The sequence below is a fragment of the Roseateles sp. GW835-FHT13E02 genome, from assembly GCF_058794035.1.
The window spans coordinates 55,669-82,438 of sequence record NZ_JBXAGJ010000026.1; the positions used below are offsets into that span (position 1 = coordinate 55,669).

20 protein-coding genes are annotated in these 26,770 nt (G+C 63.5%); 17 read left to right on the forward strand and 3 right to left on the reverse strand.

The window, feature by feature from the left end:
* Positions 1-530 precede the first annotated feature (530 nt).
* From AC1Q6P_RS21095 to AC1Q6P_RS21165, 15 genes are all read left to right on the forward strand, one after another.
* Entirely contained in the window at positions 531-2,537 is a 2,007-nt protein-coding gene (locus tag AC1Q6P_RS21095) for a serine/threonine protein kinase (RefSeq protein WP_492665835.1), read from the forward strand.
* 39 nt (positions 2,538-2,576) lie between these two features.
* Entirely contained in the window at positions 2,577-3,620 is a 1,044-nt protein-coding gene (gene tssA / locus AC1Q6P_RS21100; protein WP_492665834.1) for a type VI secretion system protein TssA, read from the forward strand.
* A gap of 78 nt (positions 3,621-3,698) precedes the next feature.
* Complete coding sequence (gene tssB / locus AC1Q6P_RS21105) at positions 3,699-4,196, forward strand: type VI secretion system contractile sheath small subunit (RefSeq protein ID WP_102766659.1); 498 nt, start codon at positions 3,699-3,701, stop codon at positions 4,194-4,196.
* 44 nt (positions 4,197-4,240) lie between these two features.
* A complete protein-coding gene (tssC, locus tag AC1Q6P_RS21110; RefSeq protein WP_102766658.1) occupies positions 4,241-5,731 on the forward strand; it encodes a type VI secretion system contractile sheath large subunit in 1,491 nt (496 codons plus the stop codon).
* Between the two features lie 104 nt (positions 5,732-5,835).
* A complete protein-coding gene (locus AC1Q6P_RS21115; protein ID WP_102766657.1) occupies positions 5,836-6,315 on the forward strand; it encodes an Hcp family type VI secretion system effector in 480 nt (159 codons plus the stop codon).
* Between the two features lie 295 nt (positions 6,316-6,610).
* Positions 6,611-7,453, forward strand: coding sequence for a type VI secretion system accessory protein TagJ (locus AC1Q6P_RS21120; RefSeq protein ID WP_492665833.1), 843 nt, complete (start codon positions 6,611-6,613; stop codon positions 7,451-7,453).
* Between the two features lie 23 nt (positions 7,454-7,476).
* The gene (gene tssE, locus AC1Q6P_RS21125; protein WP_492665832.1) at positions 7,477-7,983 is read left to right on the forward strand and encodes a type VI secretion system baseplate subunit TssE; all 507 of its coding nucleotides are present in this window, start codon (positions 7,477-7,479) and stop codon (positions 7,981-7,983) included.
* A 12-nt stretch (positions 7,984-7,995) separates the two neighbouring features.
* Positions 7,996-9,885 carry a type VI secretion system baseplate subunit TssF gene (tssF, locus tag AC1Q6P_RS21130; protein WP_492665831.1) on the forward strand — a complete coding sequence of 630 codons (1,890 nt, stop codon included), beginning with the start codon at positions 7,996-7,998 and terminating at the stop codon, positions 9,883-9,885.
* A gap of 8 nt (positions 9,886-9,893) precedes the next feature.
* On the forward strand, positions 9,894-10,943 hold the full coding sequence (gene tssG / locus AC1Q6P_RS21135) for a type VI secretion system baseplate subunit TssG (protein ID WP_492665830.1): 1,050 nt from the start codon (positions 9,894-9,896) through the stop codon (positions 10,941-10,943).
* 73 nt (positions 10,944-11,016) lie between these two features.
* A complete protein-coding gene (gene tssH, locus AC1Q6P_RS21140) occupies positions 11,017-13,749 on the forward strand; it encodes a type VI secretion system ATPase TssH (protein ID WP_492665829.1) in 2,733 nt (910 codons plus the stop codon).
* An 82-nt stretch (positions 13,750-13,831) separates the two neighbouring features.
* Positions 13,832-14,791 carry a hypothetical protein gene (locus tag AC1Q6P_RS21145; protein WP_492665828.1) on the forward strand — a complete coding sequence of 320 codons (960 nt, stop codon included), beginning with the start codon at positions 13,832-13,834 and terminating at the stop codon, positions 14,789-14,791.
* Between the two features lie 487 nt (positions 14,792-15,278).
* On the forward strand, positions 15,279-16,337 hold the full coding sequence (locus AC1Q6P_RS21150; protein WP_492665827.1) for a M35 family metallo-endopeptidase: 1,059 nt from the start codon (positions 15,279-15,281) through the stop codon (positions 16,335-16,337).
* Positions 16,338-16,480: 143 nt separating this feature from the next.
* On the forward strand, positions 16,481-16,816 hold the full coding sequence (locus AC1Q6P_RS21155; RefSeq protein ID WP_492665826.1) for a hypothetical protein: 336 nt from the start codon (positions 16,481-16,483) through the stop codon (positions 16,814-16,816).
* Positions 16,817-16,859: 43 nt separating this feature from the next.
* Positions 16,860-17,132 carry a DUF6795 domain-containing protein gene (locus AC1Q6P_RS21160; protein ID WP_492665825.1) on the forward strand — a complete coding sequence of 91 codons (273 nt, stop codon included), beginning with the start codon at positions 16,860-16,862 and terminating at the stop codon, positions 17,130-17,132.
* Positions 17,133-17,513: 381 nt separating this feature from the next.
* The gene (locus AC1Q6P_RS21165; RefSeq protein ID WP_492665824.1) at positions 17,514-17,864 is read left to right on the forward strand and encodes a hypothetical protein; all 351 of its coding nucleotides are present in this window, start codon (positions 17,514-17,516) and stop codon (positions 17,862-17,864) included.
* A gap of 127 nt (positions 17,865-17,991) precedes the next feature.
* Here the strand turns inward: AC1Q6P_RS21165 and AC1Q6P_RS21170 are convergent, their stop codons facing one another.
* From AC1Q6P_RS21170 to AC1Q6P_RS21180, 3 genes are all read right to left on the reverse strand, one after another.
* Positions 17,992-19,404, reverse strand: coding sequence for a type VI secretion system contractile sheath domain-containing protein (locus AC1Q6P_RS21170; RefSeq protein WP_492665823.1), 1,413 nt, complete (start codon positions 19,402-19,404; stop codon positions 17,992-17,994).
* A 134-nt stretch (positions 19,405-19,538) separates the two neighbouring features.
* Entirely contained in the window at positions 19,539-20,885 is a 1,347-nt protein-coding gene (locus tag AC1Q6P_RS21175; protein ID WP_492665822.1) for a tetratricopeptide repeat protein, read from the reverse strand.
* A gap of 125 nt (positions 20,886-21,010) precedes the next feature.
* Complete coding sequence (locus tag AC1Q6P_RS21180; protein ID WP_223696575.1) at positions 21,011-21,637, reverse strand: OmpA family protein; 627 nt, start codon at positions 21,635-21,637, stop codon at positions 21,011-21,013.
* Between the two features lie 327 nt (positions 21,638-21,964).
* Here AC1Q6P_RS21180 and AC1Q6P_RS21185 point away from each other — a divergent pair, with 327 nt between their 5' ends.
* Positions 21,965-23,704 (forward strand): ShlB/FhaC/HecB family hemolysin secretion/activation protein, encoded by a 1,740-nt coding sequence (locus AC1Q6P_RS21185; RefSeq protein ID WP_492665821.1) that lies wholly within the window; start codon positions 21,965-21,967, stop codon positions 23,702-23,704.
* A gap of 78 nt (positions 23,705-23,782) precedes the next feature.
* Positions 23,783-26,770 (forward strand): two-partner secretion domain-containing protein (locus tag AC1Q6P_RS21190; RefSeq protein WP_492665820.1); only part of this gene is annotated, 2,988 nt, incomplete at its 3' end.

The following is a 26,770-nucleotide window of genomic DNA, read 5'->3' on the forward strand; positions in this document are numbered from 1 at the left end:
GCGGAGGCGTTGAGAGTGAGGTCTTTGCAGTGGCGCTGAACGGCTGGGGTTGCTCAGCCTCTTCGGCCCTGGGACGCCGACGTCTGGGGCCGAGCCGCCGACGCGCGGGCGTGGAGGCTCCGGACTGCGAGGCTTCCGCCTCGGTCGATTTGAACGCTCTCAATCGCGAGCCGCCATCGCGTTCAATCGGCACAGGCAGGCTCCGCCCCTGGCAGAGGGCTTGGGTTCATGGCATCCGGCCTGGGGCCGATGGCGCGGGCATCACACACGTTCGCTTCTTCGCTCGAAATACCTGGATGGGTGGCTATGGCTGGCGCAATGGCGCCGCTCGGGCTTGGCCCTCGGGTGCCCGGACGGCGCAGCGTCGCCATTCGCCCCACACCATAGTCGGCCGCGCAGGGCGCGAACAGCGGCCATTCGCGTGCTTATTCACGACTGGGGTCTGGAGGCCCATGAGCGTCACTTTCGTCAATCAGAATTCACGACACACGCAAATGCGGGGAACAAGAGCAGGGGTCAGCCAGCACGCCATGAGCAGTGATAACTCCGATGACGATCGCACGGTCATCCGGCCTTTGAAGTCGCCACCCGCCGGCCCGGCGCCGACGTCTGGACTGGCCGATATGGCGACCTTGATCTCGCCCCAGGCCCCGGTGAGCGCTGCGGACTTGGCCGCGCGTGCACAGGCTCCGGCGCTGGCGCCGACCTCTCCATCTGCCTCCCCATCAGCCGCCAGCTCGCGGGCCCCCTCGGCATCGAGTGCGGGCGACAGCGGCAACGCCTTGCCCTTGGGCACCTACCTCGGGGAGTTCGAGCTGACCGGGGTGTTGGGGGAAGGGGGCTTTGGCATCGTCTACCTGGCCTGGGACCATTCCCTCGAGCGGCGCGTGGCCCTCAAGGAGTACATGCCCGCGGCCTTGTCGGCGCGCCTGGGCAACACCCAGGTTCAGGTCAAGTCCGAGCGCCACCGCGACACCTTCGAGGCGGGCCTCAAGAGCTTTGTGAACGAAGCCAAGCTGCTGGCTTCGTTCGACCATCCCTCCCTGGTCAAGGTCTACCGCTTCTGGGAAGCAAATGGCACGGCCTATATGGTCATGCCCTTCTACGAGGGCATCACGCTCAAGGACAAGCTGCGCGAGCTGGGCGAACCGCCCAGCGAAGCCTGGCTCATGGGCCTGCTCGCGCCCCTGACCGAGGCGCTGGCCGTGATCCACACGCAGAACTGCTTTCACCGCGACATCGCCCCCGACAACGTCATCCTGGTCGGTGAGCGCCAGAAGCCGCTGCTGCTCGATTTCGGCGCGGCACGCCGGGTCATCGGCGACATGACGCAGGCCCTGACCGTGATTCTCAAGCCTGGCTATGCGCCGGTGGAGCAATACGCCGAGGCGCCCAATATGAAGCAGGGCCCCTGGACCGACGTCTATGCCCTGGCGGCATCGATGCATTTCGCCATCATGGGCCGCACGCCGCCCACCTCGGTCAGCCGCTTGATGAGCGACAGCTATGTGCCGCTGGAACAGGCAGCCGCTGGCCGCTACAGCCCGCAGTTCTTGCAGGCCCTGGACCGGGCCTTGCGCGTGCGGCCGGAGGACCGGACCGCGTCAATCGCCGCGCTGCGCCAGGACCTGGGCCTGCGCGCACTGAGCAGCCTTGAGTCGGACCCTGACTCAGCGGCATCGGCGCTGGACGATGGAGCATCTGTTTCCGCTTCGGGCGCCGCGCGCGCCAAGGCCGCGCCCGCAAGCACAGCCGCCACAGCTGGCGCCGTGCATGCGCCAGGCCGAACAGCTGCGGCGGACACAGGCGCCGGGGCAGGGCGCAAGCGTTGGTTGGCCCTGGGTGCAGCTCTGGGACTGGCGGGGCTGGGTGTCACGGCCTGGTTGGGCGGGCGGGGTGGGCCGGGCGCTGCACCCAAAGACAGCACTGCCGCGCTGTCGAGCAGTGCCTCGGCCGCCAGCGCGCCACCGAGCCTCACAGCTGCGCCGCCGAGCGAGGGCGCAGCAGCCGCGCTGCCGCGCTTCGAGCCCGCGCAAGCCTTTGAGGATGTGCTGCAGCGGCAAAGCCCGGGCTTTGCGGTGGAGGTTCGCCTGGCGCGCGAGCAGTTTGTGATCGGCAAGGATCGTCTGTCTTTCCGGATCAGGTCGGCCCGTGACGGGCATGTCCAGGTGCTGCTGCTGGGCCAGGATGGCTCCTTGCTGCAGTTCCTGCCGAATGCGCAGATTCCCCAACTCAAGGTCAAGGCGGGTCAGGAGTTGGAACTGCCGCCCAAGTCCTGGCCGGTCGATGCGGCAGAGCCGCCGGGCCGCCAGGAGTTCCTGGTCATCGTCAGCGCCCAGCCGCGCGACTACAGCGCCCTGAGCAGCGAGCGCGAGGACGTGTTCTTGAAGCTGCCCACGGGCGAGCGGGCTTCGAGCCTGATGCGCGGTCTGGCTACGGGCAGCCCGCCGTTTCTCCTGGGCCGCAGCGTGGGCTGCACGGCTCAGGCTTGCGATGACTACGGGGCCGCGCGCTTCCATGCCGATGTGGTGCGCTGAAGTGAGGAGATGGCCAATGCTTGAAACAAGGTGGGTGAGATGAGTGAGATCGAACAAGCGCGCGAGAAGATCGCGCTGTGGTCTGTGCCCTTGGCGGACGACAGTGCGCCTTGCGGCCCTGACCTCGAATACGACAACGACTTTCTGACTTTGAGCCGGGCAGCGGCCGGCAAACCGGAGTCGCAGTTCGGTCCGGCCGAGCCGCCCGCCTGGCGCGAGGTGATGGAGCTGTCGGAGGCGCTGCTGGAGCGCAGCCGCGACTTGCGCATTGCCATCCTCTGGATGCGCTCGCTGGTGCATCTGCAGGGCTATGCGAGCCTGGCCCCGGGGCTGGAATTGCTGCGTAGCATGATCGAGGCCCTGTGGGACCATGTGCACCCCTTGCCCGACCCTGACGATGGCGACCCCTATGCCCGCGTCAACGCCCTGACCTTGCTGCGCGAAGTCGAGGGCCTGATCGGAGACCTGCGCGAAGCGCGTCTGATCGAAGACCGCAGCATCGGCCTGGTGACGGGCCGACATGTGGAGGTGGCGCTGGGCTTGTCGCCGGCGCGCGAAGGTGAGGATGTGCTGAGCACCGCGGCCCTGAGCCAGATGGCCGCCGCCGCGGAGGCCAAGCGGCCCGGGCTGCGCGCCGCTTGCGAGGCCGCGCAGGAACAGCTGAAAGCGCTGCGTGCCCTGCTGCTGGACAAGCTGGGGCACGAGCTCGCGCCCGATCTGCGCCCGCTGCAAAGCCTGGTGCAGGGAGTCTTCGGTACTTTTCCCGCAGAAGCGCACGATCCGGCAGGAGCGTCAGATACTTCCGACGATGGTGAGCAGTCCATGTCTTCAGGCGTTAGGACGCAGGAGCGGGGACTGTCCGGCAGTGTCAACTCGCGCGAGGATGCGCTGAAGGCCATCGCCATGGTTTGCGAGTATCTGGAGCGTGTCGAGCCCTCGAATCCCGCCCCCTTGTTTTTGCGTCGAGGCAGTGAATTGATCAACCAAAACTTCCTCCAGCTGGTGAAGATGTTGGCCCCCGATGCCTTGGCCGGCGTCGCTGGTTTGGTGGGCATTGACCCCTACAACACCGACAACTCGTGATCCCCCAATTCGCGGCAAGCCTGAGACCCTGAAGCCGCGAATGTCTTGAATTTCTTCTACGTCGCACAGGAGCCTGGAATGAGTAGCAGCCAAAAGTTCATCGCCCGCAATCGCGCACCGCGGGTGCAGATCGAATATGACGTCGAGGTCTATGGCGCCGAGAAGAAGGTGCAGCTGCCCTTCGTCATGGGTGTGCTGGCAGATCTGTCGGGCAACCCGGCCGAGCCTCTGGCCCCGGTGGCCGATCGCAAGTTCCTGGAAGTCGATGTCGACAACTTCGATGCCCGCATGAAAGCCATGAAACCGCGCGTGGCGATTCAGGTGCCCAACACCCTGACCGGCGAAGGCAATCTGAGCGTGGACATTACGTTTGACAGCATGGATGACTTCTCGCCCGACGCGGTGGCCCGCAAGGTCGATTCGCTGAGCAAGCTGCTCGAAGCCCGCCAGCAACTGCAGAACCTGGTCACCTATATGGACGGCAAGGGCGGTGCCGAAGAGCTGATCGGCAAGCTGATGGCCGACCCGGCCCTGCTGGGCTCTCTGGCCGCCACCGCCAAGCCCAGCGACGCCTGAAGCACACGGCCACGACATCAAAGACACGAGTAGGAGAGAACGATATGGCAGAAACCCAAGCCTCCGCCGCGCTGGCCGGCGTCAGCTTTGAAGGCAGCGACCTGGCCTCCTTGCTGCAGAAGGAATTCAAGCCCAAGTCCGATGATGCCAAGGGTGCCGTCGAGCAGGCGGTGCAGACCCTGGCCCAGCAGGCCCTGGCCCAGACCCAGCTGATCGGCAGCGATGTGGTGTCCTCGATCGAGGCCATGATTGCCGCCATCGACAAGAAGCTGTCCGATCAGATCAATCTGATCCTGCACCACCAGGAGTTCCAGAAGCTCGAGGGTGCCTGGCGTGGTCTGCACTACATGGTGAACAACACCGAGACCGACGAGTCGCTGAAGATCCGCGTGATGAATGTGTCCAAGGCCGAGCTCGGCAAGACGCTCAAGCGCTACAAGGGCACCAACTGGGACCAGAGCCCGATCTTCAAGAAGATCTACTCCGAAGAGTTCAGCCAGTTTGGTGGCGAGCCCTTCGGCTGCCTGGTGGGCGACTACCACTTTGACCAAAGCGCGCCCGATGTGGAGCTGCTGTCTGAAATGGCCAAGATCGCCGCTGCGGCCCATGCGCCCTTCATCACCGGCGGTTCGCCCACGCTGCTGCAAATGGACTCCTGGCAGGAGCTCGCCAACCCGCGCGACCTGACCAAGATCTTCTCCACGCCCGACTACGCCGCCTGGCGCTCGCTGCGTGAATCGGAAGACTCCAAGTACATCGGCCTGGCCATGCCGCGCTTCCTCTCGCGCCTGCCTTACGGTGCCAAGACCAACCCGGTCGAGGCCTTCGATTTCGAGGAAGACACCGGTTCGGCCGACCACGGCAAGTACACCTGGGCCAACGCCGCCTACGCCATGGCCACCAACATCAACCGCTCCTTCAAGGAAAGCGGCTGGTGCACGCGCATCCGCGGCATTGAATCGGGCGGCGCCGTGCAGAACCTGCCCACGCACACCTTCCCGACCGATGACGGTGGTGTGGACATGAAGTGCCCGACCGAGATCGCGATCGAAGACCGCCGCGAAGCTGAGCTGGCCAAGAACGGCTTCATGCCCCTGGTGCACCGCAAGAACAGTGACTTCGCCGCCTTCATCGGCGCCCAGTCTCTGCACAAGCCGGCCGAGTACGACGACCCGGACGCCACCGCCAACGCCAACCTGGCTGCGCGCCTGCCTTACCTCTTCGCCACCTGCCGTTTCGCGCACTACCTGAAGTGCATCGTGCGCGACAAGATCGGCTCCTTCAAGGAACGCGAGGAAGTGCAGCGCTGGCTGTCGCAGTGGATCACCCAGTACGTGGACGGAGATCCGGCCCGCTCCTCGGAAGAGTACAAGGCCAGCCATCCGCTGTCGGCCGCCGAGGTGGTGGTGGAAGAAGACCCGAGCAACCCGGGCTACTACAGCTCGAAGTTCTATCTGCGTCCGCACTACCAGCTCGAAGGCCTGACCGTGTCGCTGCGGCTGGTGTCCAAGCTGCCTTCGGCCAAGGCCGGTTGAGCGGCTTGATCCATTGCCCGGCTCGGCGTCGGCGCTGAGCCTTCACTTCATCACTGGGTCACCCAGTTTTTAACCGCCCCCGAACGGGCACAAAGGAGATTCCCATGGCTGTTGACATGTTTCTGGTTCTTGACGGTATCAAGGGCGAGTCGAGGGACAAGAAGTATGCAGGTGAGATCGACATCCTGGCGTGGAGCTGGGGCGTTTCGAACAGCGGCACCGCCCACCAGGGTGGCGGCGCTGGCGCGGGCAAGGCCAACTTCCAGGACATCTCGATCACCAAGTACATCGACAAGGCTTCGCACGCTCTGCTCGATGGCTGCGCAACCGGCAAGCACATCAAGAAGGCCAAGCTGGTCGTTCGCAAGGCAGGCGACAAGCCGCTTGAATACCTCATCATCGAGCTGGAAGAAATCCTGGTGACCTCGGTCAGCACCGGTGGTTCGGGCGGCGAGGACCGCCTGACGGAGAACATCTCCCTGAACTTCGCCAAGGTGAAGTTCTCCTACGTCCCGCAGAAGGCGGACGGCACCGGCGACACACCGCTGCCCTTCACCTACAACATCGCCGAAAACTCCAAGTAATTGGTGCTCGCAGGGCCGGCGCCGTTGCACAGCAAGCGTCGGCCCGCTTCCCTCTCGGGTGGTGCGGCGCCAAGCGAGGGCTTTGTGCCTGTCAGCTGCAGGCATAAGCGCACAGCGAGCCGCGCCAGATTTGACCCGAAGGACACCCGAGCCAGGCCCCGCGCCGCCGTGCTGAGGCGGTGTGTTGATCTCTCCCGAATGTTTGATTGTTGAGCCGTCGTCTCTGCATTGCTCGGCTCCAAATCTGACCCGAATTCCCCGCGCTGTCCTGCTCCAAGGCGAACGGAAACCTCATATGGCTCACCCATCTCCCGCCGAACAAGCCCTCAAAGACGGCGATGCCCTGGCGGCTCTCAAGCTCTTGAGCGAGCAGATTCGCAGCCAGCCGCAAGACGCCAAGCTGCGTGTGTTCCTGTTCCAGCTCCTGTGCATCAACGGCCAGTGGCAGCGCGCCCTGAACCAGCTCAATGTGGCGCTGGAGCTGGATGCCGGCATGCTGCCCATGGTGCAGACCTATCGCGAGGCGATCGCCTGCGAGGCACTGCGCATGAAGGTGTTTGCCGGCGAAAAAGTGCCCATGCTCTTTGGTGAGCCGGAAACCTGGGTGGCTTTGCTGGTCGAGGCCTTGCTGCGTGAAGGGCAGGGCGACGTGGTCGCTGGACAAGCGCTGCGCGCTCAGGCCCTGGAACAGGCCCCGGCCAGCGCTGGCAGCATCAATGAGCAGCCCTTCAGCTGGATCGCCGATGGCGACAGCCGCCTCGGCCCGGTGATCGAAGCCATCATCAACGGCAAGTACTACTGGCTGCCCTGGAACCGGCTGGCGCGTGTGGAGATCGATCCACCACAGGACTTGCGCGATGCCATCTGGATGCCCGCGCACTTCATGTTCACCAACGGCGGCGAAGTCGTGGGGCTGATCCCCACTCGCTACCCCGATACCGACCTGGCGGCTGGCGATGCGCTGGCCTTGTCCCGCGCCACCGAATGGCGCGAGCGAGGCCCGGACAGCTACATCGGCCTGGGTCAGCGACTCTGGTCCACCGACGGCGAAGAATTTGCGCTGATGGATGTGCGGACCGTGGTCGTGCACGAATCCGCGGACGACAGCGCAGCGCCTCCGGCGCCGGCCAGCGCCTGACACACGCACACGAGCTTGTTGCCATGGCCCAGTTGCGCGCCCGAGACCGGCTCCAGCCCGCACTGCTGGACCGCCTGACTGACGATGAACCGCTGTCGCAGGTGGAAAGCTCCGAGTCGCGCGTGATCGGTCGCAGCCAGCTGCGCGAGATGGTCTTGCGTGACCTGGCCTGGTTGTTCAATGCAAGCTCACCCAGCGCGCACATCGACTGGCTGGGCGCCGAACATGCGCGCAGATCGGTGCTCAGCTTTGGCCTGCCACCGCTCTCGGGCAGCAGTGTCTCCAATGTCGACCTGCTCCAGCTGCAGCAGAACGTGCGCCAGGCCATCCTCGACCATGAGCCGCGCATCCTGCCCGAGACCCTGGTTGTCGAAGCCGTGGTCTCGGCCCAGCAGCTGGACCACCACAACCAGATCGGCTTTCGTATCGCCGGCCAGCTCTGGGCTCAGCCCGTGCCCCTGGAGCTGCTGCTGAAGACCGACATCGATCTCGAGACCGGCCGGGTCGCCGTGCGCGAACTGGACCGCTGAAGAAGCCTGGCCATGGATCCCCGCCTGCTCCGCTACTACAACGAAGAACTGCGCCATCTGCGCGAGATGGGCGGCGAGTTTGCCCAGCAGTTTCCCAAGATCGCCGCCCGCCTCGGCCTGGAAGGCCTGGAGGTCACCGACCCCTATGTCGAGCGACTGCTGGAGGGCTTCGCCTTCCTGGCCGGCCGCATCCAGCTCAAGCTCGACGCCGAGTTCCCGCGTTTCACCCAGGCCCTGCTGGAAATCATCTACCCGCAGTTCCTGGCGCCGACGCCGTCCATGCTGATCGCCAAGCTGACGCCCGACCTCAAGGACCCCAGCCTGGCCACCGGCCTGCGCTTGGAGCGCGGCAGCGTGATGCAGAGCCAGCCGGGCAAAAGCGGCCTCACGGCCTGCGAGTTCCGCACCGCCCATGCGCTGACGATGTGGCCGCTGGAAATCGGCCAGGTCGAGTATTTTCAGCAGGCGGCGGACTTGCCCCTGGCGTCTGTGCCCGAGTGGCGCAAATACCGTTCGGGCTTGCGCATCCGCCTGCGCTGCACGGCCGAGACCGATTTCTCCAAGCTCAGCCTCGACAGCCTGCGCCTGCATTGCGCAGGGCTGGATGACACGGCCTTCCGATTGCACGAGCTGATTTGCGGCCATGCGCTGGGCGTCTTCGTGCTGCCGGCGCAGCGCTCAGGGGTCTGGTTCGAAACCCTGGATGCCGAGTGCTTGAGCCCGGCGGGCTTCGAGGACGAGGAGGCCTTGCTGCCCCAGACCCTGCAGGGTTTCCAGGGCTACCGCATGCTGCAGGAGTACTTTGCCCTGCCGCAGCGCTTTCTGTTCTTCGATATTCACGAGCTCGGCGATGCCTTGCGCTCGCACAGCGAGCAGGAGGTGGACATCGTCATCCTGTTCTCGCGCGCTGACAATGCCTTGCTGCAGTCCGTCGATGCCGAGAGTCTTGCCTTGCACTGCGTGCCGGCCGTCAATTTGCTGGAGCGCCGCTGCGATCGCATCCAGGCACAAGCCGGCGAGTTCGAGTACCACGTGGTGCCCGATCGAACCCGGCCGATGGACTACGAGGTGCATTCGATTCTCGAAGTCAATGGCTACGGCGAGAGCGGTGTGTCCAAAGGGGGCGCCTCGGACTGGCAGTTCCTGCCGCTCTACAACGCCTTCCACACCGAAAGCCGCAAACACCCCGCCTACTACTCGGTGCAACGCGTGCCGCGCCTGCTGTCGCAGCACCAGACCCGCGAAGGCCCGCGCACCAGCTACATCGGCAGCGAGGTCTACATCTCGGTGGTGGACCCCAAGGAGGCGCCGTTTCCGGCCGAGCTGCGCCAGCTTTCAGTGCGGGCGCTTTGCACCAACCGCGATCTGCCCATCCTCATGCCCACCGGCCAGGCCAAGGGAGACTTGACCCTGCATCAGACCGCGCCGGTCAAGATGATCCAGGTGATCAAGGGACCGTCGCGGCCACAGACCGCCATGCGTGAAGGCAATGTGGCGTGGAAGCTGATCAACCAGCTCTCGCTGAACCACCTGTCGCTGACCGACACCGATGCCCAGCAAGGCGCCGCCGCGCTGCGCCAGATCCTGCATCTGTATGCGGCCAGCGGCGATGCCGCCGCGCAGCGGCAGATCGAGGGCGTGCGCTCGGTGAGCTTGTCGTCCGTGGTGCGTCGTCTGCCCATGGCCGGCCCCATCACCTTCGGCCGCGGTGTCGATGTGAAGGTGGAGATCGATGACCACGCGTTCGAAGGCGGCAGCGCTTTCCTGCTGGGCCTGGTGTTGGAGCGTTATGTGGCCCGCCATGTCTCGCTCAACGGCTTCACCCAGCTGCGCCTGCACTCGCCGGCGCGCGGCGACATCTTGCAAGGCCGCCCCCGCGTGGGCGCCCGGGCCATTCTCTGAAGCCCGCCATGAACGCGCCACAAGCCCATCGCCGTGCCGACCCGATTGCGGACATTGCGGCGGCACCGCACCGCTATGACTTCTTCCAGGCGCTGCGCCTGATTGATGCCTACCATCAAGAGCTGCCGGGGCTGGGCACGGCCAAGCGCCCCGTGGACGAGCCGCTGCGACTCGGACAGAACACTAGCCTGGCGTTCTCGCCCAGCAGCCTGCATGCACTGAATTTGCAGGACCGCAGCGGCCGCCCGCGCCTGGAGGTGAACTTCTTTGGACTCTTCGGCCCCAACGGCCCCTTGCCGCTGCACCTGACGGCCTATGCGCATGAGCGCAAGCTGCACAAGGGCGACGAAACCTTCGCGCGCTTCGCCGATCTCTTCCATCACCGCCTGCTGCTGCTGTTCTACCGCGCCTGGGCCCAGGGCAAGCCGACCGTCAACCTCGATCGCCCCGAGGACGATCGCTTTGCCGGCTTTGTTGGCGCCTTGATGGGCGTGGCCGGCGAGGCCTGGCAGGGGCGCGACGCGGCGCCCGACCATGCGCGCCTGGCCCATGCCCAGGTGCAGGCGCGCCAGGCCCGCAATGCTGATGGCCTGAGCCAGCTGCTCAGCGCCTATCTGGGCATGCAGGCGCGCATCGAGCAGTTCGTGGGGCGCTGGATGCCGCTGCAGGCGCAGGAGCGCACCCGCCTGCAACGCCAAAGCCGCAAGGGCGCCTCGCGCCGCCATTCAACCCACCAGCTGGGCGTCAGCGCCGTGCTGGGCCGCGCGGTGTATGACCGCCAGCACCATTTCCGCATCCACATCGGCCCGCTGGACCTGCCGGCCTTCGAGGCCTTGCTGCCGGTGGGCTCGGCCCTGCCAGCGCTGCAAGCCCTGGTGCACCAGTACATCGGCCTGGAGTACGGCTGGGACCTGGCCCTGACCCTCAAGCCCGAGCAGGTGCCCGCATGCCGGCTGGGCCGCAGCAGCCGGCTGGGCTGGACCAGCTGGCTGGGGCGCCCGCACGCGCGCGCCGAGCCGGCCGTGCTTCGTCTTCAACCCAGGTCGAGCCCGCTGTAGCGGCGCTGCTCGACTTGATTCATCCGACTACGTTTCGTCGTCTTCTTCTTTCTTACCAGTCAAAGGATTCACCATGGCGGACATCAACCGCGTGACCCTCTTCGGCAAGTTGAACAGCACCGCCTACAAAGCGGTTGAGGGCGCCACCGTCTTCTGCAAGCTGCGCGGCAACCCCTATGTCGAGCTGGAGCACTGGATTGGGCAGATCTTGCAGCTCGCCGACTCGGACTGGCACCGCATCATCAAGTTCGGCGAGCTCGACACCGCCGCCCTGGCCAAGGACCTGACGGCCGCGCTCGACCGCCTGCCGCGTGGCGCCACCAGCATCTCGGACATTGCCGAAAACATCGCCGATTCCATCGAGCGCGGCTGGGTCTACGGCACCCTGCTGTACGGCGACAACACGGTGCGCACCGGCTATGTGCTGGTGGGCATGCTCAAGACCAAGACCCTGCGCAATGCGCTGATCGCCATCAGCCGCCAGTTCGAGAAGCTCAAGGTGGAAGACCTGAGCGACCGCCTGGCCCAGGTGCTGGCCGGCTCGCCCGAGGAAGGGCAGGGCGCCACCGATGGCTCCTCCGCCGCAGGCAGCAGCCCCGGTGAGGAGAGCGGCGCCATGGCGCCGGCGGCCATGGGCAAGCAGGAGGCCTTGAAGAAGTTCACCGTCGACCTGACCGAGCAAGCGCGCAACGGCAAGATGGACCCCATCGTCGGCCGCGATGACGAGATCCGCCAGGTGGTGGACATCCTGATGCGCCGCCGTCAGAACAACCCCATCCTGGTCGGCGAGGCCGGCGTGGGCAAGACGGCCGTGGTCGAAGGCTTTGCCCAGCGCATTGCCCGTGGCGATGTGCCGCCCAGCCTCAAGGAGGTGGAACTGCGCGCGCTCGATGTGGGCCTGCTGCAGGCCGGCGCCAGCATGAAGGGCGAGTTCGAACAGCGCCTGCGCTCCGTCATCGACGAGGTGCAGGCCAGCCCCAAGCCCATCATCCTGTTCATCGACGAAACCCACACCCTGGTCGGCGCCGGCGGCGCGGCCGGCACGGGTGATGCGGCCAATCTGCTGAAGCCGGCCCTGGCCCGCGGCACCCTGCGCACCATCGGCGCCACCACTTTTGCCGAGTACAAAAAGCACATTGAGAAGGACCCGGCCCTGACCCGCCGCTTCCAGACCGTGCAGGTGGACGAACCCGACGAGCCCAAGGCCATCCTGATGATGCGCGGCGTGGCCAGCACCATGGAAAAGCACCACCAGGTGCAGATCCTCGATGAAGCGCTGGAAGCCGCCGTCAAGCTCAGCCACCGCTACATCCCGGCCCGCCAGCTGCCCGACAAGAGCGTCAGCCTGCTGGACACCGCCTGCGCCCGCGTGGCCGTGAGCCTGCATGCCACGCCCGCCGAGGTGGACGACAGCCGCAAGCGCATCGAAGCGCTGGAAGTGGAGCTGGGCATCATCGCCCGCGAGAAGGCCATCGGCATCGCCATCGGCAAGCGCGAGGAAGAGGCGTCGCTCGCCCTGGCCGAAGAGCGCGCCCGCCTGGCCGCGCTGGACCTGCGCTGGGGCGAAGAAAAGGCCCTGGTCGACCAGCTCCTGGATCTGCGCGGCAAGCTGCGCGCCGGCATCCGCCCGGTGGAGGGCACGGGCAGCAAGCTGGAGGCCGATGCCGCCGCGGAAGCCGCAGCCGAAGGCCTGACCGACAGCGACCGAGAGGCCGAGCGCCAAGCCCTGCTAACCCAGCTGAACGCGGTGCAGGAAAAGCTGGCCGCGCTGCAGGGCGAGAACCCGCTGATCCTGCCCACGGTGGACTATCAGGCCGTGGCCGCGGTGGTGGGCGACTGGACCGGCATCCCGGTCGGCCGCATGGCCCGCAACGAGATTGAGACGATTCTCAAGGTGGCCGAGCATCTGGGCCAGCGCGTGATCGGCCAGGACCACGCGATGGAGATGATCGCCAAGCGCATCCAGACCAGCCGCGCCGGCCTGGACAACCCAAGCAAGCCGATTGGCGTCTTCATGCTGGCCGGCACTTCAGGCGTGGGCAAGACCGAGACGGCCCTGGCCTTGGCCGAAGCGCTCTACGGCGGTGAGCAAAACCTCATCACCATCAATATGAGCGAGTACCAGGAAGCCCACACGGTCAGCACGCTCAAAGGAGCGCCCCCGGGATACGTGGGCTATGGCGAAGGCGGCGTGCTGACCGAAGCCGTGCGCCGCAAGCCCTACAGCGTGGTGCTGCTCGACGAGGTGGAAAAAGCCCACCCAGACGTGCATGAGATGTTCTTCCAGGTCTTCGACAAAGGCTTTATGGAAGACGGTGAAGGCCGCTTCATCGACTTCAAGAACACGCTGATCCTGCTGACCACCAACGCCGGCACCGACCTGATCGCCGGGCTGTGCAAGGACCCGGACCTGATGCCCGATCCCGAGGGCATGGCCAAGGCTTTGCGCGAGCCGCTGCTGAAGATCTTCCCGCCGGCCTTGCTGGGCCGCTTGGTTGCGATTCCCTATTACCCGCTGTCCGACGAAATGCTGGGGCAGATCGTGCGCCTGCAGCTGAATCGGATCAAAAAGCGGGTGGAGGCGCGCTACAAAATTCCGTTCGAGTATTCGGACGAGGTGGTGAAACTGGTGGTTTCGCGTTGCACCGAGTCTGAGTCGGGGGGCCGGATGATTGATGCGATTCTGACCAACACCATGCTGCCGGATATTTCGCGTCAGTTCTTGACTCGGATGATGGAGGGGAATGAGATTGTGGGGGTGAAAGTAGATGTAAGAAGTGGGGAGTTTGCTTACACGTTTGCGTGAAATCTTGTCTCCGGCGTGGAGTTTGAATTCTGCGCTTCAACTCAGATCCTTTGCGTTGCGGTCAGGAGAAATTCAGGTGCCCATGTTCAATATTGCTTCAGATCAAATTGATCAAATCGTTGGCGCAACAAGACTAAGCAAGGCGCAAGTTGTGCGGCAGCTGGATGATGCATTTGCCGTGTCGTCCAATGTTCTGGACTTGACGATTCGCGGGGTGACAGCATCGCGCTGGTTTGACAATGTCTATAAAAAGCGTTGGTTTGGCAGCGCGAAAAACTCGAAGATTATTGAAAATCTGCTTGCTATGCGCGCCCGAATTCATGCGGGAAAACCTCTTGATATTGTGTTTACGCCAGAAGATGTCTGGGGTAAAGGTGGAGTGGGTCAAGCGACCATGTCGCTAGGTCGGAATTTTTTCAATTCAGATCAGACAAAGCCAACCAGCGACTTGGCTTGTAATTTTGTGACAAACGACGGCGAGATATCAAAGACCCGAAAGATTCTTCGGGACTACGACGTTGTAAGCAAGGAGTTGGATGACCTGAGTGCTGTGGAAGCGGCGCTGGTTGAGAATGAAAAGCCGAAGCCCAAAGGATATGATCCGAGAATTGACAATGTTGGAGATTTCTGTGCTGACTATTTGTCGGCAGTGCTTCCAGATCAGAGAACCAAAAAGAAACAGGTGGTTGATGGATTTCGCAGGAATTTAGGGGTTAAGGCGGAGGCGGATCCCAAAGAGTTTTTGAAGGGCATACAAGCCAGGCAAAAGCTAGTCAAGAAAGAAAGGATAGGTATCGTCAAGTGCCAAGGGCGGCTCAGCGAATCGGAAATGACGAACTTTGGAGTTGTCATACACGAGCTTAGTCATATTGTCTTGGGAACGGATGATCTACCTGCAACAGCGGCTGGTTGTGAAACTGATCGCCAAAAATGTTACGGGCTGTTGCTATGCCAGATGCTTGCGGAACATAGCCCTGCCGATGCTCTCAGGAATGCGGATAACTATCGCTTGCTTGCAGAGTGTTTTGGACCCAAGTATTGAGCGCCCTTTGAAATTTCTATGGACCGCCGCCATGACTAGAGGTGGTAGTTTAAGTTAAGACATGCCCAAGGATTCTGACCTTGGCATCTGCAATGAAGTCAAGATACAACGTCAGATTGAGTTGGGCGCCTTCAGGTTTTTGATGAAGGGATGTTCTCGGATGGCTTTAACGACGTCGAGCTGGCATCGACTCGTATAAATGAGTTGGAGCTGAAGCCCAAGTCCCTTTCTATCGATGACGGGCCTGCATCGGCAATCGGAATCCCATCTATTGCCTGACCTGTGTCGCAAAACTATGAAGCCGTTGCTGCGTTCCGAGAGAAATAGCTGGTATTCGGGCAGGAGCATTCGGCGGTGACATTACTTGCGCAAATGATAGGCTGGTCCGATAAGTTTGGGTGCCACGAGAAACCTAAGCTCTGAGCACCGATTTTTAGATGCTCTTGGAGCGTGCCAATCGACCTTCAATTTCCAAAAAGGAGTACTTATGTCGAATCAGAAATTTGGTGACGAATACCAAGAGCACCGAGCTTTGCTTGCAACCTCAAGTTTGCAGGGCCATGCATCTTCTGCCCTACTCAAGAAGTTGTTGGGTGCGACAGGCCCCGAACTCGGAAGCGCCGGGGCCTTGAACATGATGCGAACCCTGGCCAAGAAAGGTGGCGAGGCTGCCTATGTGATGAAGGGTGTCGGCATTGAGGGTCCTGGTGGAGCTGGCGCACCACCAGCGGCCGTGGTCAAGACTGCGGCATTGATCAAGTTCATGAGGCATCTGTACCTGGCTGGCTCAAGAGGCTCACAAAATGTTTGGGTCTTTTCTTCGCCCAAGTCTTTTCGTCAATTCCCCTTGGGAGAACTTACCGACGCTGCGACGACCTACAGCAAACTCGAGACTTGCCTCAACAATGTCGACGAAGTCTTTGATGACGAGACCAAGGGTCGCTTGGCTGAAGCGACGCAATTGGGTTTGACCTGGTGCCTTGCTGCGCAATCGACTCTAAGTTCATCCAAGACCGACCCAGCCGCAATGGCCAAAGTTAAACGATGGTTTGACGATGGCAGTAGCACTGCCAGTGAGCTTGAACTCACCATTGCCAATGTCCTTGCCGGATTCAAGAAGATGACCTCGACAATGAACGGTTGTAACTTCGTCATTACAGACATGCCTAAGGACCGAAGCAATCCTGCCAAGGAACTGATCGAAGCGTATGTATTTACTCTGAAGGAAACCCCAAAGACGGTTTACATCGAGAAAGCATTCTTTGAAAACTACGATGTGTCCGTGCTCCATGACGTCAAGAAGAACTGGGCCCGGATCATTGTTCATGAGGTATCGCACATTGACGCTTCCACAGAAGACAAGTCATATGCATGGCAAGGCATTGGCGTTGGGACCAGCCTGACTCCGGCTAAGGCGGCAGTGAACGCCGACACTTGGGCGTTTTTTGCTGCGGATTGTGCGGGCGCGTTGACAAGCGGGGATATCACGCGGGCCGGTGCGGGTACCGGAGGCAACCTCAACAAGCTTGCAAAAAACTGGAACTGAAGGTGACCCTCATGCCGAACTGCCCCCGTCCTCGAATTCGACTGGCCAGCACCGCGGCACTGAGTATGCTGATTACTCATTGCCTTGCGAATGGGCATGTTGGCTTGTCCGGACAAATCAAATCCTCTGCGAAGGAGATTCACGTGAATTTCAATGCGATGCAAAGCCGAGTGGGGCAGAACCTTCCTCATATTGAATTTGAGGGCCTGCGATACAAGGAAGTGATCAACGGCACCCTATTGGACCTACCACAGCGTACGGGCTATATGGTTGTCATGGACGCTAACACGCAAGCGAGGGTGGCATTGATCAAGATTTATGACACGCCCTTGGACCCCAATCTCGAGGCTGATGTTCAGGATGTCTTCTTCACCCTGTTTGAATTGCGAGCAGAACAGCGTGAAATTTTGATTGTCAACGAGCGCGGTGCACGTTTTGTCTTCGAAATCGACAGCAAGTTGGTGCGCCCTATACCTTGACGATATTTGTGAGTTCGCGGGGAATTCAGGGAGAGAACCTGTGGTGAGCAAGCTCACATGGGTCATCTTTTCGCAGGTCAAGGGTTCCGTCCTGGAGCATGGGCGGGCCGTGGTGGGGGCTGTGGTCGAGCGTCAAGCCGAGTGGAACGACGAGAAGTCGAGCGACCGTGTCAAAACTTCGGCGGATGGCGGCTTCGTCCTGCCCGCTTTGACCCACAAGGCAAGGCTTCTGGATCGTTTGCTTCCCAGCGAACCCATGGTCAAGCAGACCATCGTGATCCATCACGAGGATAAAGCTACAAAGCCTGGTACTTGATCAAGCGCAACTACAAGGTCAACGGCGAATTGGAGGGGCGCCCCATCCAGATGGTGTGTCGATTGAAGCGAGAACCTGCGAGACGCGGCGAGGTGTTTGGCATCTGCGAGTTGCGTTGATTTGGCAGCTTATGCGAACCAATTTTCGAAGGGTATTGGCACCGCGCTGGGCGTCCTTCTCCACCGACTGCGCCGGTGTACTCAACGAGGGCGAGCGCAATCATGCGCTGCGAGCCATTTGAAACCGGCAGGGCTCGCAGCTTTCGCAACGCTACTGTCATTGCCTCTGATTGCGTGGGCCGATGGTGTGCCGCCAGTTCATATTGCCAAGGATGAAGCTCCTGTGAACGCACCTTCAATCAGCCGCCCATCTGCCCCCCAGATGGCCGACATTGAGCATGAGGGCGTGCGCTATGTTCAGGACTTGCACGACAGCCGCAACGGTGACCAAGCTGGGGGATACCTCGCCGCCATCGACATTGCAAGCGGCCAACGACTGTGGCGACTGAAGGTGTACGAGGTGCCTCGCGCTCAAGTCGCCGGCCTGCCCACACTGCCACGCTATTTCCGCTCGATGCAGCTGTTGCCGGGAGCTCAGGCACTGGAAATCGTCAACGAGGCCGGCGGCATTTACCGGGTGGATTTGGCCACACGCAGGAGCACCCAGATCGGCGGTCCCCCGGTCAGTGCGCCGTTGGAACCCAAGCTGCCCCCCAAGGTGGAAGCAGACTGACTCACCGGCCTCTGCTCAAGCAAAGGAACGGGCAGCGCTGAAGCGCGTGGCTGCGACTGCGGCGTTGGGCCTTCATTCGGCACCACACTCGACCAAGCCCATCATGAGAGATGGGACCTATTTGCCTTTAGCGCGCGTTGGGATTCGCCAGCCTCCCCGCCAACCCAGCCAGAGCGCTGGTCGGCTCTGCGATCGACTGAAACCGCATCACCGTCACCGCATGCCGGTTTCGGTGGCTCAGCAGCGGCATCAAACCCGCGTCCAAAATCACTTGAGCCGCGCGTTCGCTGAGATAGGTTTCGGCGCAGGCTTGCAGCTCCTTTTCGCCATCGCGCTCGAAGCTGAAGCTTGGCAGATCAGCCAGTTCGCTTTCATCGCCGGGCTCGAAGTCCCAGCCCTGTTGACGGAAGGCGCGGGCCATGAGCAGGGCGGTCACCAAGGAGGAGGGCCCCCAGAGCAGGTGCTCATGCTCGGGCACTCCGGCCGGGAGTTCCTCAAATGCAAAGGCCGTGATGGGGTCGCTGCGGCGGCCGTAGGGCGCGCGCAAAAGCAGGCGAGGGGCCGAGAGGCCGATCCAGGGTGCCAGTTCAGCGCTGCGGCGCAAGCGCTGCCAGCCCGTCAAGGCAGCAGGTTCGGCCAGTGCCAAGTCCATGTCGGCCGCGGCCAGGAATGGACCGCCGGCCTTGGAGGCGAGCACGCCCAGCGCGGCAATCAGGCCGATGTCGGTGTCCGAGGGGCCAAAACTGAAAAGGCCGACGAGCAGGCTCCAGGCCTGCGCACCCGGCGCGCCGCGGTTTCGCTCGACGAGGGCGCGAAACAGGCCGGTGCGCGGGACATTGCCCTGCGCCGCGACCAGATCGGCGAGCATCTCTTCGCGGCTGACATCAAAGAGATGCAGCTGCAGTTGTTCATCCAGTTCGAGCTGAGACAGCAGCAAGTGCAGACCGCGCCAGGCGGACTCGATGGCCTGGAATTCAGGCGCATGCAGCAGCTGCCGCATCTGCTCGGCAATCGCCACGTCAACTGACGCCAGCAGCGCCGCTTGCTGCGCCCCATGGTCAGGCACGACATGGGGCGCGACGATCTGGCGTATGAAGGCATCGATGCCGGCGGGCGCTGCATGAGCGGCAGCCGGCGTTCCTGTGTGACGAGCGGCGCCCCCCGGCCGGCCGCCCAGCAGGCCGGACAGCAGATCGCCAGCGGCCTCTGCAGGTACGGCGCCTGCCCGCGAATCAGCCTTCGCTGAGTTCATCCCCAGCTCTGCCGCGGCTTGCGCAAACTGCGCCGGGTCCTGCAAACGCCGGCGCAGCTCGCGCAGGGAAGCAAACACGGGCACCCGCGCGAACAAGCTGTCGGGATGGAAGTCGTCGATGTCCTGGGCCTCGAAGGCGGTGGCACCGACCGGCACCCTGGGCGCCAGGCGGCGCATCAATTCAGGCAGGGTGTCCACGTCCACCCGATGGGTCGGCCGTGTCGCCAGACTAGCAGCAGCCGCTACACCTTGGCGCCCGCTGAAGTTGCCGATCAGGAGGATGCGCATGGGCTGCGCCTGCGCAGCGCCTCGCCCTGCGGGGCCGGAGCCAGTGGGTCTGATCGCGAAGTTGAATTCCATTGATCCCGCCATGAAACATGCTCCCTTAGAACTGCAGTGCTCAATCCGTACTCAGTCCACGCTCAAGCCACGCGCTGAGCCGCGAAGAGCAAGCCCACCACGGGCTGATGACTTTCGGTGCGCAGCGTGACCCGCCGGGTGGCCTTGATGCTCAGGCCTGCGTCCTCAAGCATGCGTCGGACGTAGCTTTCGCTGTGGCTGTAGCGCCCGTGCAGTTGCAAGCGGTAGCCCGGCTCACAGTCGTCCTCGCCGGCTTCAAGCGTGAACACCAAATGCCCGGATGGGCGCAGCGCTGCGGCTGCGGCCTCCAAGACCTGCTGCAAGACACCGAAATAGATCAGGGTATCGGTGGAGACGATGAGGTCAAAGGCCGCGGGATGTTCGGCGAGATAAGCGCTCAGCTCGGCCTGTTCGAGGTGATCGTAGGCCTGGCGCTGCGCAGCCTTGTCCAGCATGCCTTGGGACAGATCCATGCCGAGCAAGTGGCGCGAATAGGGCTTGAGGTAGGGCGCGCACAAGCCCGTGCCGCAACCGGCATCCAGCACCTGCAGCTCGGCCTGGGGTTCGCCCAGCAGCTCTGCAATCAGCTCCCCGGCCTGCGCCGGGGCGCGGTAGTCCAGGCCCGCCAGGACGGTGTCGAAACTCTCGGAGAAGCGGTCGAACACGTCTTTGACATAGCCGTCAGAGGCGCGCGCGTGCCTGGCTTCGCCGCCGCAGGCGGCAATCAGGTGTTCAATCACGGGGTTGTCAGGTTCGATCGCTTGCCACTGGCGATAGACGGCCAGCGCTTCATTGGCACGCTGGCTGGCGGCGAGGGCATTGCCCAGATCCTCGTAGGTGCTGGGCGTGTAGGGCGCCAATTCAAGGGCACGCCGGAAGGCGGTCAACGACTCCTCCAGCCTGCCGCATTTGCTCAGCATATTGCCCAGGTTGTGCCAGGCATCGGCAAAGTCGGGCTTGAGATCGATGGCCTTCTGGTATCTCGCCCGCGCTTCCTCGTGGCGTTTGAGCTTGGCCAGCACCACGCCCAAATTGCTGTGCGCCATCACGAACTCGGGGCGGAGGTCCAGGGCCGCCCGGTAGCTGGCCTCTGCCGCTTCAAACTGGCCCAGCTCCTTGTAGACGTTGCCGAGGTTGTTGTGGGCATCGACATAGGCCGGCACGAGCTCGACGGCCCGCCGAATCATGCGCACCGCCTCCTGCGGGTGGCCGAGCTGGTGCTCGGCCACACCGAGGTAATGCAAGGCGTCTGGCATGTCTGGCGCGAACTGGAGCAAGACTCGGTAGTGATCCGCGGCCGCCTGGATCTGGCCCTGCTGGTGCTTGCGCATGGCGGCCTTGAGGCCCTGCTGCAGCTGGGAGGCCGCAGCCGCATTCTTGCTGGACAGCTTTTGTTTGCGAGAGTTCATCGGGCGCTACCGTGCGAGCGCAGCGCATTCGCTCGACCGAGCGAACAGCGACGCAGACGCCAAAAAGAAAGGCCGGCTGCTGACGCTTTCACACGCCAACACCGGCCATCAGCCCAGACCAGGGCTCAGCGACCCAAGGTGACGCGACGGTTCTCCGCTGCGGTCGGGGCCTCGGGGCGCAGCAGGTCCTTAGAACCCACGCCCGTCACTTCCAGCATGCCCGCGTCTGCGCCCTTGTTGACCAGATAACGCTTCACCTCCTCGGCGCGGCGCTGCGACAGCTGCAGATTCCCGGCTTCGTTGCCGCTGCTGTCGGCATGGCCGACGATGCGGATCTTCTGTGCGGCGCCGCGCTTGGCTTTCAAGACCTCGGCAAACACGTCCAGCTGTTGCTTCAGCGAATCCGGCAACACGGCCGAGCCCAGGGCAAAGGCCACGGCACTCAGCGAGAAGGTGGTGGCGGGCTTGAAGCCCATGCACTTGAAGCCGTTCTTGATCAGCTCCTCGCACATGTCCTCGGGGAACAGGCCTTCCTTGACGGCGGCCAGGTCCGGCACTTTGCTGCCCAGGTCCAGCACGGCAGGCGCTGCGGCCGACGCTGCTGAGGCGGGCGCCGTGGCCGCGCCCGGTGCTGCCTGAACAGCCGTCCCCGCCACCGCGCCAGCCGCCAGCAGGGCGAACCCACTCAGGCTTCGGGTCGCGGCGCGCCACAAGGTGGTGCTTGAGGGGGCGAGGGTGAATGCGGTGGACATGATGTGTGGTTCCTCGTGCTGAATCGTCCACAGGCCGGTCAGGAGGCCGTGCCGAAACCGGCTGTGAATCAGGGTTTCCCTGAGCGATGGGCGGATTATTGTCCGCATCCGGCCGGGCCGGAATGGCCGGGTCGTGCTTTGCGACAAATTCACGAAGCAGGAGCAAGCCGCTGAATCAAGGGTAAACCATCAGAATCACAAACCGCAGCCGCGAAAATCTGGCCATGCGGGTGTGCCGCGGGAATATGCACACAGCCCAAAACCCTCATATATCCAACCCTAGAATTTGCGGTCGATTCTTGAAATCGGGTTTCCTACAGGGTTTTCGTGAAAACAAAGGTTCAAGCCGCACTGCTGCTGACGCTGCTGAAGCTGGCCCTCCTGCCGCCGCTGGCTCAGGCTCAGGGCGTCAGCACGCCGGCGCTGGTTCCGCGGGCGTCCGATCTGGGCCCCAAGCCCGCGCCGCTGGACAGCGACCCGCGCCTGCTACCGCAACGCGCGGTGCCGCGCGAACTGCAGAAGCCCGAGGATGAAGTCCTGCTCGATGTCGCAGCCTATGCGGTGCCGGACGATGCGCCCGAAGCCCTGAAACAGGCGCTGGCCCGGCTGACCGCCCCCTATGTGGGCAAGAACAAGAGCTGGGAAGACCTCGTCAATGCCAAGGATGCGGTGACGCGTTTTCTGCAGAGCCAGCTCGGCTACTACCTGGGCTATGCCTTCATTCCGGAGCAGACACCGGACAAGAACATCATTCAGCTGGCGGTGCTGGAAGGCCGCCTGGATCAGGTGCGTCTTCTGTGGGATGAGGAGCCCTGGCTGGTGGACAAGGCCGTGGTCGAGTCCTATCTGGCGCAGTTGGAGCCCGGCAGCATCCTGACCGTCAGCCAGGTCGAGCGGATTGTTTTCCTGCTCAACGACCTGCGCGGCATCGTGGCCAGCTTCGAGATCGAGCCGGGGCGCCGGCCCGGCACGGCGACCTTGGTCGTGCGGCCGCAACGGGAACGCCGCCTGGCGTACAAGCTCGATGCCGACCTCAATGGCTCGCGCTTCATCGGTTTGGGCCGCGTTGGCGCCCAGATGACCGTGGCCAGCCCCTTCGGCCGGGGCGACAGCGCCTCACTCAGCGGCCTCAGTTCGGTCAACGCGGGCATGAAGTTTCTGCTCGGCAGCTACAGCAGCCCGGTGGGCGCACGCGGCTTGCGCGCGGGCGGCGCCGTGACCCTGGTTCGCTACGCACTGGACAAAAAGGAGTTTCCCATCGGCAGGAATGGCAGCGCGGTCAACCTCAATGCCTTCGGCCTGTATCCGGTGGTTCGCTCGCGCAATTTGAACTGGTTTGCCCTGCTGGCCTTCGACGCCAAACACTACGACGACCGGGAAGAAGCGTCCGCCTCGCAAACCAAGAAACAGGTTCAGAGTATCAGCGTGGCCAGCAATGGAGATATTCGTGACAGTTTATTGACGGGCGGCGTGAATAGTTATGACCTGAATATCTCTACCGGCCAGGTCAAATACATCACCAATCGTCCCTCGGGTTTGACCGACGCGGATCGATATACCAAAGTGAATGCCTCGGTGTCGCGGCTGCAAAACCTCTGGACCGGACGTTTGCTGGCCTACCTCAGCGTGCGCGGCCAATACAGCCTGGACAACCTTGACACCACCGAACAGTTCCGACTCGGCGGCCCCGATGGCGTGCGCGCCTTTGCCAACGGCGAGGGCACGGGAGATTCCGGCCTGCTGGCCAGCCTGGAGTTGCGCTCGCCGCTGAGTGCCTTGTTCTCCAGCCAATGGGCGCAGGAATCGGTGCTGGCTTTCTTTGCCGACTATGGCCAGGTGACCTTCCGCCGCCATCCGGCCAGCCAACTGCCCACCGGCGGCGCAGCCGGGGCCGGCAGTGCGAGCAATTCGGCCGCTTACTCCGGCATTGGCGTGGGCCTGGCATGGTCGCGGCCCGGGCTCTATGCCTTGCGTCTGAGTGTGGCCAAGCCGCTCAAAGGCACGCCCACCGGTGACACCGTGAAACGGGACCCCCGCTTGTATGCCCAGTTCAGCGCCTTCTTCTGAGTCCGTAAGCCCGCTGAACTGCTCACTGCCTGATTCGAACCCTTTGATCATCACCGCCTGACCCACCCGAGCTTCACCATGCCAGCCCCAAAGTCGAACCTGTCCTGCCGCGCCTTGTCCATCGAGGCCGAGGCGCTGCGACTGAGCCCTGTGTGCCTGGCCGTGTGGGTGGCGAGTGGTCTGGCCGTTGGGGCCGGCAAAGCGGCAGCAACGCCGCAGAACGGGGTGGTCACCTCCGGCACGGCCACCATCCTGACGCCCAAACCCGGCCAGATGGAGATCCGGCAGGGCAGTGACACCGCCAGCATCGACTGGCGCAGTTTTTCCATTGGCAGCCAGGAATCGCTGCGCGTGGTTCAGCCGTCCAGCCAGTCGGTGCTGGTCAATCGCGTGATCGGCGACGACCCGAGCCAGATCCTGGGCCGACTTGATGCCAATGGCCGTGTCTTCCTCAGCAATCCGCGCGGCATTGTGTTCGGGCGCGACGCCAGGGTCGATGTGGGCGGGCTGCTCGCCACCACCCTGGCCATCAGCGGCAGCGGCTCCCAGTACAGCCTCAGCGGCAGCAGCGATGCGCCAGGCAGCATCGTGGTTGAGGGCCAGCTACGCGCACCGGGCGGACTGCTCGCTTTCGCCGGGCCGCAGATCACCCTCGGCGGCCAACTGGAAGCGCAGCGCGTGGCCGCCGCCGCGGTCAATGCGGTGCACATCGACATCGATGGCGATGGCTTGGTGTTCTTCAAGCCACGCAACGATGAGCAGCTCGATGCCAAGCTCAAGGTTTTGGGCTCCATCAAAGCCGACGGTGGCGTCGTTGACTTGCGCGCCGCGGCGCGTGCGGGCTTGGCCGACACGGTCTTGAACATGGATGGCCTGGTGCAGGCGCGCTCCATCGGCACGCGCAACGGCCAGGTCTTCATCAATGGTGGCCCGGTTGGTGACACGGTGGTCACCGGCAAGATCGACGTCAGCGGCGCCGGTGCGGGCGAGCAGGGCGGTGAGGCGCGGATCCTGGGGCATCGGGTCGGCCTGTTCGGCACGGCCGCGATCGACGCCTCGGGTGCCGCGGGCGGCGGACTGGTGCATGTGGGCGGCGGCTTTCAGGGCCAGGGCGAGCCGCAAAATTCCAGCATGACGGTGGTGGGCACCCAAGCCAGCATCCAGGCCAGCGCAACGGACAAGGGCGATGGCGGGCAGGTGGTGGTTTGGGCCGATGGCCACACCACTTTCGCCGGCAGCATTGATGCTCGGGGCGGTGTCCGTGGAGGCGATGGCGGGCGGGTCGAAACCTCGGGCAAACAGACGCTGAGCTTCAAGGGTCGTGTCAATACCCTGGCGCCGCATGGCAAGACCGGCACCTTGCTCCTGGATCCCAGCGACATCACCATCTCCACGGGTGCGAATGATGCGGACGATGATGGCCTCGGGGGATTTACCGGATCCGCCGATTCGTCCGTGCTGAACACCACGACGCTACAGAACGCGCTTGTCTCCAACAACGTCACCGTCGATGCCACCGCCGGTGGGGCTGGCGGCAGTGGCTCGATCACGGTCGCGAACTCGGTGTCCTGGTCCAGCGTCAAGAGCCTGACCCTCAAAGCCTCCAGCACCATCACCGTCGACACCGGTGGCTCCATCGCGAACACCAACACCGGCGGCCTCAACCTGTTCACAGACGGCAGTGTGGTCGTCAGATCGCCCATCAATCTGGTCGGCGGCGCTTTCACCGTGCGGGGAACGAACGGCGTGACCTCGGCCTCATCCTTCCTTGCGAATTCGGGGGGCACGATCACCACAAGCGGTGGAGCCAATGGGGCGGGCGGCGCCATCGACATCAAGACCAGCGGCAACTTGACCACCCTGGCCCTGACCGCCAACGGCGGAGCTGCCACCGGCAACAACAACGGTGGCGCGGCAGGCGCGGTGATCCTGAACAGCGGCCAAGCTCTGGCGCTGGGCGGCGCCATCAGCAGTGCCGGTGGTGCGGGCAGTGGCAGCGGTACGGTGGGCAACGGGGGACAGGTCACCCTGAGCGCCGGAGGGCTCCTTTCGCAGAGCGGCGCGATCACGGCGAGCAGCTTGAGTGTGAGCAACACCTCTGCAGCGACCAATCTTTCGAGCTCGGTCAATCAAGTCGGGACCCTGGCCGCGATCAACGCGGCCGGTCAGAGCTTCAGTTTCCGGAACGGTCTGGCCATCACTCAGAGCGGTCCGATTCAAGCCGCCGCAGCTTCGTTCAACGCGGGTGGGAACGGGATCACCCTGACTCACGGCAGCAACAACTTCACCGGCGCGGTGAGCTTGACCAACACCGGTGCGAATCATGTCCAGGTCACCGACACCAACGCCTTGACGCTCGGGACGCTGAGCGTTGCCGCAGGCAACTTGACCGTGACCTCAACAGGCGCGCTGAATCTGGGCACAGGCACGGTTGGCGGCAACCTGGTCGCAGCCTCCAACGGTGGCGCCATCACGCAGACTGCAGGTGGCTTGGCGGTGGGCGGCAGCAGCAACCTGCAAGCCGGTGCGGCAGCGATCACGCTGACCGAGAGCAGCAACGACTTCAGCGGCGCGGTGAGCCTGAACAACACCGGGGCAAACCACCTCCAGGTCACCGACACCAACGCCTTGACGCTCGGGACGCTGAGTGTTGCCGCGGGCAACCTGACCGTGAGTTCGACTGGTGCACTGAACCTGGGCACGGGCACGGTGGGCGGCAATCTGGTCGCAGCTTCCAACGGTGGCGCCATCACGCAGACTGCAGGCGGCTTGACGGTGGGCGGCAGCAGCAGCCTGCAAGCGGGTTCGGCAGCAATCACGCTGACCGAGAGCGGCAACAACTTCAGCGGCGCAGTGAACCTCAGCAACACTGGGGCGAACCACATCCAGGTCACCGACACCAGCGCCTTGACGCTCGGGACGCTGAATGTGGCCGCGGGCAACCTGACCGTGAATTCGAGCGGTGCGCTGAACCTGGGCACGGGCACCGTGGGCGGCAATCTGGTCGCAGCTTCCAACGGTGGCGCCATCACGCAGACTGCAGGCGGCTTGACGGTGGGCGGCAGC